12 protein-coding genes and 1 riboswitch are annotated in these 12,664 nt (G+C 48.3%); of the genes, 2 read left to right on the forward strand and 10 right to left on the reverse strand.

Features of this window, described 5'->3' with window-relative positions; all coding sequences use genetic code 11:
- Positions 1–114: 114 nt before the first annotated feature.
- From rfbA to R6242_RS10450, 10 genes are all read right to left on the reverse strand, one after another.
- Positions 115–1,020 (reverse strand): glucose-1-phosphate thymidylyltransferase RfbA, encoded by a 906-nt coding sequence (gene rfbA, locus R6242_RS10405; protein ID WP_318426466.1) that lies wholly within the window; start codon positions 1,018–1,020, stop codon positions 115–117.
- A 116-nt stretch (positions 1,021–1,136) separates the two neighbouring features.
- On the reverse strand, positions 1,137–1,556 hold the full coding sequence (hepT, locus tag R6242_RS10410; protein ID WP_318426468.1) for a type VII toxin-antitoxin system HepT family RNase toxin: 420 nt from the start codon (positions 1,554–1,556) through the stop codon (positions 1,137–1,139).
- On the reverse strand, positions 1,531–1,890 hold the full coding sequence (gene mntA, locus R6242_RS10415) for a type VII toxin-antitoxin system MntA family adenylyltransferase antitoxin (RefSeq protein WP_318426569.1): 360 nt from the start codon (positions 1,888–1,890) through the stop codon (positions 1,531–1,533). Before mntA ends, hepT begins: the two co-directional genes overlap by 26 nt.
- 34 nt (positions 1,891–1,924) lie before the next feature.
- Entirely contained in the window at positions 1,925–2,839 is a 915-nt protein-coding gene (gene rfbD / locus R6242_RS10420) for a dTDP-4-dehydrorhamnose reductase (RefSeq protein ID WP_318426470.1), read from the reverse strand.
- On the reverse strand, positions 2,836–3,570 hold the full coding sequence (locus R6242_RS10425; protein WP_318426472.1) for an HI0074 family nucleotidyltransferase substrate-binding subunit: 735 nt from the start codon (positions 3,568–3,570) through the stop codon (positions 2,836–2,838). Before R6242_RS10425 ends, rfbD begins: the two co-directional genes overlap by 4 nt.
- Before the next feature lie 2 nt (positions 3,571–3,572).
- Positions 3,573–4,631 (reverse strand): dTDP-glucose 4,6-dehydratase, encoded by a 1,059-nt coding sequence (rfbB, locus tag R6242_RS10430; RefSeq protein WP_318426474.1) that lies wholly within the window; start codon positions 4,629–4,631, stop codon positions 3,573–3,575.
- On the reverse strand, positions 4,628–5,824 hold the full coding sequence (locus R6242_RS10435) for a GumC family protein (RefSeq protein WP_318426476.1): 1,197 nt from the start codon (positions 5,822–5,824) through the stop codon (positions 4,628–4,630). The genes rfbB and R6242_RS10435 overlap by 4 nt, the downstream gene beginning before the upstream one ends.
- 91 nt (positions 5,825–5,915) lie before the next feature.
- Complete coding sequence (locus R6242_RS10440) at positions 5,916–8,333, reverse strand: SLBB domain-containing protein (protein ID WP_318426478.1); 2,418 nt, start codon at positions 8,331–8,333, stop codon at positions 5,916–5,918.
- A 152-nt stretch (positions 8,334–8,485) separates the two neighbouring features.
- On the reverse strand, positions 8,486–8,809 hold the full coding sequence (locus tag R6242_RS10445; RefSeq protein ID WP_318426480.1) for a rhodanese-like domain-containing protein: 324 nt from the start codon (positions 8,807–8,809) through the stop codon (positions 8,486–8,488).
- Between the two features lie 54 nt (positions 8,810–8,863).
- A complete protein-coding gene (locus tag R6242_RS10450; RefSeq protein ID WP_318426482.1) occupies positions 8,864–9,517 on the reverse strand; it encodes a protein-L-isoaspartate O-methyltransferase in 654 nt (217 codons plus the stop codon).
- Positions 9,518–9,935: 418 nt separating this feature from the next.
- A riboswitch (TPP riboswitch) is annotated at positions 9,936–10,037 on the forward strand.
- Positions 10,038–10,071: 34 nt separating this feature from the next.
- On the opposite strand from R6242_RS10450, the gene thiC reads away from it, so the two are divergent.
- Complete coding sequence (thiC, locus tag R6242_RS10455) at positions 10,072–11,997, forward strand: phosphomethylpyrimidine synthase ThiC (RefSeq protein ID WP_318426484.1); 1,926 nt, start codon at positions 10,072–10,074, stop codon at positions 11,995–11,997.
- A gap of 60 nt (positions 11,998–12,057) precedes the next feature.
- Entirely contained in the window at positions 12,058–12,570 is a 513-nt protein-coding gene (locus R6242_RS10460; protein ID WP_318426486.1) for a DMT family transporter, read from the forward strand.
- The last annotated feature ends 94 nt before the right edge of the window (positions 12,571–12,664 follow it).

Here is a 12,664-nt window from a genome sequence, read left to right on the forward strand (position 1 = left end):
CAAGGTGGATTTAAATCCACCTTGCTATTCCCCTAATCAAGAATAATTTTCTATATTCAATGTGGTACTACGTAATCGCGGCCGCTAGTAAACCACGCTTGCCACAAAGAATCATCAGAATGTTTTGTCTTTTAGCATGTTTAATAAGTACTGCCCATAAGCATTTTTCTTTAAGGGTTGGGCTAGTTTCTCTATCTGTGCAGCATCAATCCAGCCTGATCGGTAGGCAATTTCTTCCGGGCAGCACACTTTTAAGCCTTGGCGAGATTCGATGGTTTGGATGAATTGGCTGGCTTCCAGCATAGACTCATGAGTACCCGTATCCAACCATGCGTAGCCACGGCCCATGGTTTGTACGTCTAGCTCGCCCATGGCGAGGTAGGCGGCGTTTACGTCGGTGATTTCTAGCTCGCCGCGCGGGGATGGCTTGATGGCCTTGGCAATTTCTACCACACGGTTGTCGTAGAAATAGAGGCCGGTTACGGCGTAGTTTGATTTCGGCTGTGCTGGTTTTTCTTCTAGGCTAACGGCTTTGCCCTGCTCATCAAACTCTACTACACCATAGCGCTCTGGGTCGGTAACGCGGTAGGCAAAAACGCTGGCTCCGCTGGTTTTGGCCGATGCTTCTTGCAGCAATCCGGCAAAATCGTGGCCGTAATAGATATTGTCGCCCAGTACTAAGGCGCAATTGTCTTTGCCAATAAACTCTTCGCCAATGATAAAGGCTTGGGCAAGGCCATCTGGGCTGGCTTGCACGGCGTATTTCAGATTAATACCCCACTGGCTACCATCGCCCAGTAATTGCTCAAAGCGCGGGGTATCTTGCGGGGTGGAGATAATCAAAATATCTTTAATGCCCGCCAGCAGCAAAGTACAGAGCGGGTAATAAATCATGGGCTTATCGTAGATAGGCAGCAGTTGTTTGCTGACGGCCAGCGTGGCGGGGTAGAGACGTGTACCGCTGCCGCCGGCAAGGATAATGCCTTTGCGACTTGTTGCTGGTGAATTAGAAGTGCTCATCTTGATTATCCTTATCTGCTGGGTAGTAGCCCAACCCTATCAACGTAAGTAAATGATTTTAGTAGGGCGGGAGCAACCCGCGAGTAATGCTGAAAAATACGCGGGTTGCTCCCGCCTTACGCTTTGCTATTAAAAGGTTCGATAAAGAAATCCAGCATAAATTGATAGGCATTGCTATCAATCAAGCGATAAATCACCCGCGTATCCAAATTTAAATAGTCATGCACAATTCTATTTCTTAAGTCAATCGCCCTTTGCCAAGCTTGCAGCTCGTCCATGCTTAGCTTTCCTGCTTGCTGCAGCAGTGCAAAGCAATCATAAGCACTCACTGGCACGGCTTGGCCCAATGCTTTTAGGCTGTGTTTGGCCTTGCCGATGCTGTTTTCTGCGATCACTTGCAAAGCATGCACTGCGCCGGAAAACTCCAATGCCGTAAGGCTGCCCTGTTGCTGCAAGCGCTCTTTGGCTTCTAGTAGGATTAAAGCTTGCCTTGCCGCATGCGCGGCTGTTTCAGCTTGATATTCGTCCAGCTGCATCTTGCTTTTCCCAATGAAACATTTCTAACTCGCGCCATGTTCTGTTTAAAAAATGGCTCCAAGCTAACGTGTTATCGCCTTTTAGCAAAAGACCTGTATTGGCTATTTGCTCCCGCATGGTAAGGCCTGCTTGGGCGATATCAATCAAATCAATTTGCTCTGGATGAAGCTGCATCGCTGCGGCTAATTGCACTTGCAAATCACCCAATTGCTCATAGCGCTTTATAGGATCAAGCCCATATTCAAATGCTAGGGCGATATCCCAATCACTACTGGCACTCGCTCGCCCATCCACTTGGCTGCCCACTAATACAGCAAAACTCACTTTGGGTATTGAGCTAGCGCAGCTTGTAACAGCGGTATTTGCATTACCTTTCCAACAAAGTCATCACCTGTTTTACACCCTCTTGCCAATCTGGCAAACAAAGGCCAAAGGTAACTTGTAGCTTTTCCGTGCTCAGCCTAGAGTTTGCAGGGCGCGGCGCGGGGAGTGGGTAGGCGCTGGTGGGGATAGGCAGAATGTTTTCTGCCTTAATCTGCGCCCCTGCCACTTTAGCCAACTCAACGATTCGTTCTGCATAACCATGCCAAGTGGTGGTACCACCAGCCACTAGATGATAGGTTCCATATAAGTTTGCTTGTGTTGAGTTGGAAGTGTCTGCATCCCTAATCAACACTTGCCGGATTGCATGGGCAGTCACATCCGCCAATAGGCTGGCTGCGGTAGGCGCGCCATATTGATCGGCGATAATCTTAAGTTCTTCACGCTCACTCGCCAAACGCAAGATGGTTTTTAAAAAATTACCCCCATGCGCGCCAAATACCCAACTGGTTCTAAAAATAAGATGCCTAGGATTGGCGCTGGCAATCGCTAGCTCACCAGCTAATTTGGTTTTGCCGTATACAGACTGTGGATTAGGCGTGTCGTCCTCGCTATACCAGCCGTCTTTTTTACCATCAAATACATAATCGGTAGAGTAATGCACCAGCAGAGCGCCAAGCTTGGCGGCTTCCTCTGCAAAAATTTGTGAGGCGATGGTATTGATGGCGTAAGCAAGCTCTGGCTCGCTTTCGGCTTTATCCACGGCAGTATGCGCGGCAGGGTTCACAATGACTTGCGGCTGCACTTTGGCAATCAGCGCGCGAATCGCCTCTGGGTTGCTTAAATCACAATCATGCCTATCCACCGCGATCACTTCACCCAGTACCGCAAGGCTGCGCTGTAGCTCAAAGCCGAGTTGGCCGTTTTTACCGGTCAACAAAATACGAATACCTTGCTTCATTTTGCCCTACTCTCACTCGCCAATACAGCTTGCAAGCTGGTTTCTAATTGAGTAAATGCGCCGATATAAGCATCTACTTTACCTAGCAAAGCCGATACTTCTCGCTCATCATAAACATGGCTAGATAAATTACGCATTTCTATCATATCTAACCAAAGTGGCTCATCTTGAATTAAGCCTTGCGCAAAAGCATCTTTAAAAATAGCGCGAGGATTTTTACTATCAATTCCCACAAAATCTAAATAGCGCTTAAGTGCTTTCCAAGACATTTCAAATGTAAACTCGAAACGCTGTACATTAATATCTAAAACCACATCACCAAAGCCCTCTTGGCGCAAGGCAATCGCTTCTTGTTGAACTAAACGTAAGCGGCGCAATGCCCTTGAAAAATACAACAAGCCATCTTCTGCTCGTAATTGCTTGCTTGCGCTAAATAACACCCGGCCTGTTTCTTTTACTCTTTGCACAAAACGCAGCTCTGCATGCGCAATATTTGCAACGTCAATCTTAATTAAGGTTGGGATTAAATCTACTTCCGCACGAATAATGGCCATGCTTTCAGAGCTGGCATTTGCATCGTCAAAGGCAAAATCATAATCACTAACCGTGGATGCCTCACCATTGGCGCGCGAGCCAAACAACCAAATCCGAGTTGGGTTCAAATGGCGCAGGATAATAGCAACCACCGCATCAATCAGTTTTTTATCTAGAATTGCCGTCACATCAGCCATTTTTATGCCCCGTAATGCTGATTTACCCAGTTCTGATAAGCCCCAGATGTTACATTTTGTACCCAATCCTGATGCGTTAGATACCAATCAACCGTTTTTGCAATCCCCGTTTCAAAGGTTTCAGCAGGCTTCCAGCCCAATTCTCGCTCTAGCTTGCTTGCATCAATAGCGTAGCGTTTATCGTGGCCAGGACGATCCGTTACGTAGGTAATTTGCTCTGCGTAAGCCTTACCATCCACTTTGGGGCGGCGCTCGTCAAGGATTTGGCAAATGGTATGCACCACATCCAGATTCGGCTTTTCATTCCAGCCGCCTACGTTGTAGGTTTCTCCAACGATACCTGCTTCAAGCACTCGACGAATCGCACTGCAATGGTCGGTTACATACAGCCAATCGCGGATTTGCTGACCATCGCCATAAATCGGCAAAGCCTTGCCTGCTAGAGCGTTCAAAATCACCAGCGGAATTAACTTTTCTGGGAAATGATATGGGCCGTAATTATTCGAACAATTAGTCGTCAGTACCGGCAGACCATAGGTGTGGTGCCAAGCGCGAACCAGATGGTCGGATGCCGCTTTAGATGCGGAATATGGGCTATTTGGCTCGTAAGTCTTAGTTTCAGTAAAAGCAGGATCGTCGCTCGCTAAAGAGCCATAGACTTCATCGGTCGATACATGCAAAAAGCGAAATGCCGCTTTTGTCTCACCAGCTAATTCATTCCAATAGCCACGCACACTTTCCAGCAAATTAAAGGTGCCAACTACATTGGTTTGAATAAACTCACCCGGCCCACTGATAGATCTATCAACGTGCGATTCAGCCGCAAAGTTAATCACTGCACGCGGTTGATATTTAGCCAGTAGTTCGCCAATCACCGTTTTATCGCCAATATCCGCACGCACAAAGGTATGCCGCATATCGTCTTTTAAGGATGCCAAGGTATCCAGATTGCCAGCGTAAGTCAGCTTATCTACATTGATTACCGGCTCATCGCTCTGTGCCAACCAATCCAAAACAAAATTACCGCCAATAAAACCAGCACCACCAGTAACTAAAATCATGCTATGCCCTTCCAAGCTTTTTTTAATAAATCCAAGCGCTGTTTTTGCTCTGGATTTGTACCCATTTTATTAAATGCTTCTAAAATAAAGCTCGCCAAAATTGCTAGGAAAAAACCACCAAACAGAGCGAGTAAAACTAAGATGGCACGTTTAGGCTTAGATTTTCTTTCTGGCTCAATTGCTGCGTCCAATACCTGAATATTGGCACCGTCTTTGGCTTCGTCTAATTTCGCAATTTCATATTGCTTGGACATCAACTCAAATAGCGTTTCTTGGTATTTCACATCGCGCACTTTGCGGATGTACTCAAGGCCAATTCCTGGTGCTTTGGTTTTGGCCAGTAGTACATCTTCATTAGCATCGCCGCCCTTGCCCATATCCGCCAACTGGGTTTGCAAACTATCTAGCTCCGCCTTGGCCCTTTGCAACTCTGGATTGCTTTCGGTCGCAAAATTACGCATGGCATTGATTTGCACCTGCTTAGCCGATACTTTGGCGCGTAAAGCCCCCAAAGCTTCTATAGCCATCTTACCCTGTGCATCTAGCTGTAAAACACCGGTTTTTTCCTGCTCTTGCTTTAATGCCACCTCGGCATTCGCCAGCTCTTTTTTAGCACCAAGTAGTTGGCCTTCAAAAAACTGCCGACGCTGCGCCGCTTCCGTCACCGCCATTACTTTGCTTAAATTACGTAGCTCTTCTACATAAGCATTGGCAATTGCAGCGGCTAGTTTTGGATCTTTATCTTCAACCGCAATCGAGATCAGGCCATCTTTACCCGTAGCAATTTTGCTACTGCCTTCCAGTGCAGCCAGCGTATCGCCAATGGTTTTGGCTTCATATACCGTTTGTAATTTAAACCGCTCTACCAACTTTTCTTCCAAACGGCGGCTTTGCATCATGGCGATATAAATATCATTCGGGCTTTTCATGCCCAAAGCAGCGCCAGCGCCCCCCAAGCCACCAAGCTGCGCCAGCATGGCCGATGCACTGGATTGCTGTTGCTGCGGTGGCAAGATGGTGGTTTTAGCTTCAAAAATAGGCGTAGCAAGCAGGCCATAAATCACCGCCAGCACGGCAAATAGCACCGGCAAGCCAAAAATCAATTTCTTGTGTTTTGCCAGCACAATAAGTAAATCGATCAGACTAATTTCATCATCCTGATCGTTTTCCTGAACCACAGTTTTATTTTCCATAAGCTTCTTGTTAGTTTTGTAGGGCGGGTAAAACCCGCCGCTTTGGATGAGTTAAATCTGGCGGCTTGTGTACCCGCCCTACAAGGATTTATTAATTACCAAGCACCTTAATGCCCGCTAAACCCGTGCCAAAGTTAGCCAAGATTTGTGTCCAGTCCAACGCATTTCTCATAAAGCCAGTGCGATCAAACTTCTCTGGCACCACGATCACATCGCCAGGCAAGGAAGGCGTACTCTTAAATGAGCGGGACAACATACCAAATTGCTTGGCACTCACCACCGAGCCATCGGCACGCACCACAAATACGCTATCGCTATCGGCACTTTCTGTTGGGCCACCTGCCAGCGCTAGGTAATCACCCACATTGCGGCTCTTGCTAAAGATAAACGCATTATTACGGCTAAATACTGAACCCATCACCGCTACGGTGGCAGAACGGGCAGGAATAAACACGCGGTCGCCATCTTCTAGCGCCACTTCAGGAATATCCCCCAGCTTGCTACTGTCTGGGCTAAGGCCCAGCACCACACGGCCATCGGCCTTGGTGGTACGGATTTTTTGCGCCAGTAGTTTTTGCTGCTCAGCCTGAATCGTTGCCGCCTGTGCCCCTTGCGCATTTAAGGCATTTTGTGCTTGCTGCCCAGCCGATGTTTGCGCATTGCGCTCTACATAATCGGCCAGTCGTTCCAGCTCATCCTGCTGCTTTTTACGCACTTCATCGCGAGAGAACTCTGCCCCATAGAGGTAGGCGCTTGATGTTAAGCCGCCGATACGATCAATCAAGGTCGCCAGTGTTTCGCCTTCACTCACCTGATAAATACCCGGCGTACCCACTTCACCTTCGATATGCACAAAACGTGTTTTTTGCTGAGTCGAGACGCGAATATCCGTTTTAGAGAAGATATGAATAATATCGCCCTTAGCCAGCAGCTTATCTTGGCTAGCATCGTGCTTTAGCACCACCGCACCCAAATTAAATGGCATTAAGGTAGTGGTGCTATCCAGCTCATTGGTGCGCTCAATCGCCGCATAGCCCCAGTTAATTTCTTGCTGATTACCACGCAAAGCACCTAATAATGTGCGATCTACTTTGCGCTTGGTACTCAGTGCTGGGTTAGCCCCATTAAGCGAGCTTTGTTGCTGTTTTAGCAACTCTTCCTGATCAGCTTCTTCTTGCAAATCTTTGCTGCTTGCGGTGCGATCCTGGTATTTATTTTCCCAAAAGCGCGGGGCAATCAGCATATCTTTGCTGCTGATTAAATCACTCACCTTCATGCCCTCAAACCAAGGCATGCGTACCGACTGGGCCACATTGCCGCGTAGTGACACCATATTCTCAACTTTCTGGCTTAAACCATAAAGCTGCACCACATCGCCACCGCGCACCACAAAACCGCTGGCTTTAGCCAGCTCAACCGATTCCACCTTGCGGGATTTTTGCGCAACCACGCGTTCAATCGACACTTTGCCATCTTGGGCAAAATTACCCGCGCCACCGGCCCAGTTAATTAAATCTTGCAGGTTTTCACCCGCTTTCACTTCATAGATTGCTGGCACTTTCACGCTACCAGAAATCGCCGCCTGCCCACCTACTGGCGGCACATACACCACGTCGCCGCCTTGCAGCATCAGATCATGGCTTTTATCGCCTTTAAGCAGTAAGTCATACAAGTCAAACTCATTCACCACCTTGCCGGCACGTTTTACTTGAATTTTACGCAAGCTACCATTGGCCGAAGGGCCGCCAGCCGCAAACAAGGCGTTTACTACGGTAGAAAGCGAACCCAAGCTATAACTACCAGGATTTTGCGCAAAACCCACCACAAACACCTGCACGCTTTTTAACTGGCCCATGGTAACGGCCAAATCAAAATTACGATAAACCTTGCCCACTTCACGGCTTAAGTGCTGTTTTAAAGCGCCAAATGGAATCCCTACCACGTTGACATTGCCAACACGGGGAATAAACACCGCACCAGAACGATCCACTTTTAGCTGTAAATCTGCATCCAGCTGCCCCCAAATACGTAGCGAAAAATTGTCCCCCACACCAATCAAGTAATCCGCAGAAACCGGTGCAGCCTCAAATGGGGAATAGGCCGCTTGCTGCGCCTGAAATATTTGCTGACCAAAAATCGGTAGCGGCAAATTACTGCTGCTACAGAGGTACTTTTGGAAATCATTCAAAGGTGTCGCGGGTAATTTATATTTGCTATTACGATCCACTGCCACCTTGCCACTGACATCATCACAAGATACTGGCGCCATAGGAGTTTGCAATTGAGGCGCAGTATTTCTGCTTTGCTGGCTGGTCTGCCCCTGCTGCTGCAAACCCTGTTGTGGGTAAGGATTGCCCGGCTGTTGCAGCAAAGCGCCTTGACTCATTGTCTGAGCATCATCAGGAATATTTTGGCAATCACCCACTCCTGATAAGCACGTTGCAGACCACGCAGGCCCAGCTAGTAGCAAGGAAAGAGAAATAGCAGCAGAGCTTTTGGATAATTTCATTGTCATTAAGATCTTATGAAAGGCAGAGGGCGTAAAAAATCAAGCGGGGAGACTATAACAAGCCAATGTGGCGGAGGGAAGCCACCCTGGATTAAAACCAATTCATTTGGAATATCTAAACACCAAACACTAGCGTTATAAAAAGAGCCTGTTTAGTACCTAGCCATAGCCACATCAACCTCTTCTGCCCAGCGCGCAATACCGCCATGCAAATTAATAACATTCGCAAAACCTTGGCGCTCAAGAAAAGAAGCAACTTGATAACTACGCATACCATGATGACAAATCACCACAATCGTGGCTTCTTCATCCAGCTCGCTAAAGCGGCTAGGAATAGTATTCATGGGTACTAATTGGCTGCCATCAATATGGCAAATCTCATACTCCGCCACTTCACGCACATCCAATAACAGCGGATTTGGCCGAGTGGTATCGCTTAGCCATTGGGATAATTCAAGCGGGTTAATCTGTTGCATATAAGCCCTTTATATAAATAACGCGGCCAATCAGGCCGCGCTATTTTCAATTTATTAAAATGCAAATGCCGTTTTTTCTACAGCATTTTTTAAGCGCGGCAAATTATATTCAAACAGCTTATTTTCACTAAAACTGCCTTTTTCCACACAGCTAAACAATGTTGCCGACATAATTGGCAATTCGCCTACCACTGCAATCAAACGCCCACCCACCGCCAACTGATCTTTCAAGCTGGCAGGAACTTCAGCTAAAGAGCCCGTCACGATAATTGCATTAAATGGGCCTTGCTTTTGCGCTGCGGCCAGTGCATCGCCTTGAGTCACCGTGGCATTAATAATACCGGCAGTCGCCAAATTGGCGCGGGCAACATCAACCAGAGCCGCATCAATCTCTACACCATACACATGCGCCACCAAGCCTGCCGCTAGCGCCATCAAATAGCCAGTACCTGCGCCAACAACTAATACCTTATCTGTAATTTGCGGATCGATATCCTGCAATAGCTTAGCTTCCATTTTGGGGGCCAGCATTTGCGAGCCATTCGCCAGCGGCAGCTCGATATCCACAAAGGCCAGCTCTTTTTTATCCGCGGGCACAAACTCTTCGCGCTTAACCGCTAATACACGGTTGAGCACCTTTTGATCCAGCACATCCCATGGGCGAATTTGCTGCTCAACTAATAAATAACGTGCGTTTTCCCAATCCATTTTTATCACCTCAAAGCGAGCCGAGATCAAACCCAGCGTTTGAAAATTTTCGCAATTATCCCACAGACCAAGCTCAGTGTGGCTAATGCACCGTAGATTGCTCGCTAGAAGAGCAAGGATGAGTAACGGATGCTACGCACCAAGGCATTTCGTCCACGAAAAACACTAACTGCACGAAAAAAGCCAAGAACACACATGGGCTTGACTGACGACCTTATCTTTATTTCTGATGAACGACTAAGCTCAGTTGATTGACTCGTCATTCCCACGAAAGCGGGAATCCAGTCCTGCAGCGCTCAAAATTTCTGGATCCCCGCCCCCCCTCGGGGATGACGCCCACTCCCCAGCTCTCCCTGATAAAAATCATCTCACTCCATCTTAAATTTGCGGTTTACTCCATTTTTATATACCTTCACTACTTTATCGCTAGGGGTTCTGCACCAATCATCGGTGTGGATGAGAATTACCCTCTGAACCTGATTCGGTTAATACCGGCGTAGGGAAGCGAGCGGTTGCCCTTATCCCGCTCTCCCCGCGCCCCTGTGGAGTAGAGCATGAACGCAAAAGCCCAGTTTTTAGCATCCACTGCCGTCGTTGACGACGCAGCCATCCAGCCACTCCCCAACTCACGCAAAATTTATGTCACAGGTTCACGTGATGATATTCGTGTGCCTATGCGTGAAATTAGCCAAGCCGATACCCCGCTCCAAATGAGTATCAGCGGCGCAACAGAAAAAAACCCGCCCATCTTTGTTTACGACTGCTCCGGCCCTTACTCCGATCCAGATGCAACCATCGATGTGCGCAAAGGCTTGGAAGCCGTACGAGCTCCTTGGATTAACGATCGAAACGACACCGAGCTGCTCACTCAGCTCACCAGCGATTACGGCCGTATGCGCGAAGCCGATGCCAAATTGGATGAACTGCGCTTTGAGCTAAAACGTCAGCCACGCAAAGCCAAGCTGGGTTCTAACGTCAGCCAAATGCATTACGCGCGTAAAGGCATCATTACCCCAGAAATGGAATACGTAGCGATTCGTGAAAACATGAATCGTGCGGCTTATCTACAAAGCCTGCGGGACAGCAGTCCTACTGGCGAAAAAATGCTGGCCATGATGAATCGCCAGCACAAGGGCGAAAACTACGGCGCCATCATGCCAGATGTAATCACCCCTGAATTTGTGCGCAGCGAAATCGCCTGTGGCCGTGCCATTATCCCCAACAACATCAACCACCCAGAATCCGAGCCGATGATTATTGGCCGTAATTTCTTGGTTAAGATTAACGGCAATATTGGTAACTCTGCCGTCAGCTCCAGCATTAGCGAAGAAGTAGAAAAAATGACTTGGGGCATTCGCTGGGGTGCAGACACCATTATGGATTTGTCCACTGGCAAAAATATCCACGAAACCCGCGAATGGATTCTGCGTAACAGCCCCGTGCCAATCGGTACTGTACCTATTTACCAAGCATTAGAAAAAGTAAACGGCAAGGCAGAAGACCTGACTTGGGAAATATTCAAAGACACGCTGATCGAGCAAGCCGAGCAAGGCGTGGATTACTTCACCATCCATGCTGGCGTATTGCTACGCTATGTACCAATGACGGCAGGCCGTATGACTGGCATTGTCAGCCGTGGTGGCTCGATTATGGCCAAATGGTGTTTAGCGCATCATAAAGAAAACTTTCTTTACACCCACTTTGCCGACATCTGCGAAATCATGAAAGCCTACGATGTGGCCTTCAGCTTAGGCGATGGCCTGCGCCCTGGCTCAATCTGGGATGCCAATGATGAAGCCCAATTAGGCGAGCTAAAAACGCTGGGTGAGCTAACGCAAATTGCTTGGCAGCACGATGTGCAAGTGATGATCGAAGGCCCAGGCCATGTGCCGATGCAATTGATTAAAGAAAATATGGATAAGGAGCTGGAATGGTGCCACGAAGCGCCGTTCTACACCCTCGGACCGCTGACCACCGATATCGCCCCCGGCTACGATCACATCACCTCAGCGATTGGCGCGGCGCAAATTGGCTGGTACGGCACGGCGATGCTTTGCTATGTCACACCAAAAGAGCATTTGGGCCTGCCCAATAAAGATGATGTGAAAGAAGGCATCATTACTTATAAGCTAGCCGCGCACGCAGCGGATCTGGCCAAAGGCCATCCTGGCGCACAGATTCGCGATAACGCGCTATCTAAAGCCCGCTTTGAATTCCGCTGGGAAGACCAGTTTAATCTGGGGCTAGATCCTGACCGCGCTCGCTCTTTCCACGATGAAACCATGCCCAAAGACAGCGGCAAAGTGGCGCACTTTTGCTCGATGTGTGGCCCACACTTCTGCTCGATGAAAATCACCCAAGACGTGCGTGAATTTGCAGCCAAGCAAGGGATTGCGGAATCAGAAGCCAATCAGATCGGCATGCAAACCAAATCAATTGAATTTATCAAAAAGGGTGCCGAGGTTTATCACAAGGCTTAATGGCAAGGTGGGCAAGAGATTGCCCGCCCTTACTTAATATAAAGGCGTGGGCACAAGGGCGTGCCCACCCTACAATATGGCCACTTCAACCTCGCCAGCAAAGCCCTTATGCAACTCCCCTACTATCTTCTTGCAATCATCATTGGCCTAATCGTTCCACTGCAATCGGCCGTCAACAATCAATTAAAAGGCGTCATTGGTGGCAGTACGCTACTGGCGGCACTTTTGTCTTTTTCTATAGGAACACTCACGCTGGCACTCTGCGCTATTTTAAGTGGGCAAAAGTGGACGGGGCTAAGCCAGCTAGGCCAAGCCTCTTGGTGGCAGCTTACTGGTGGGCTAATGGGCGCATTGTTTGTCTTTGGCACCACCTTGCTTGCGCCTCGAATTGGTGTGGCAGCAATGGTTTCCTTGATTGTGGCGGGGCAAATTACCGCATCCTTACTTTTTGATCGCTTCGGCATTTTAGGCCTGCCTATGCGTGAAATTGGCAGCCTGCGGATCTTAGGCGCGGTGTTTATTGCGGTTGGCGTGCTATTAGTTAATTTTGGCCCACTCTTAGCAAAACGCTAATGCATCAAGACAAAGCAATCTGATTACAACAGTACGGCCTAAGCTTTTAAGCAATGTAAACATGGCGCTTGCTCTAGGCTAAACCTGCCACCTA

Source organism: Iodobacter sp. CM08 (assembly GCF_033446605.1).
In the GTDB taxonomy this organism is placed as follows: Bacteria; Pseudomonadota; Gammaproteobacteria; order Burkholderiales; family Chitinibacteraceae; genus Iodobacter.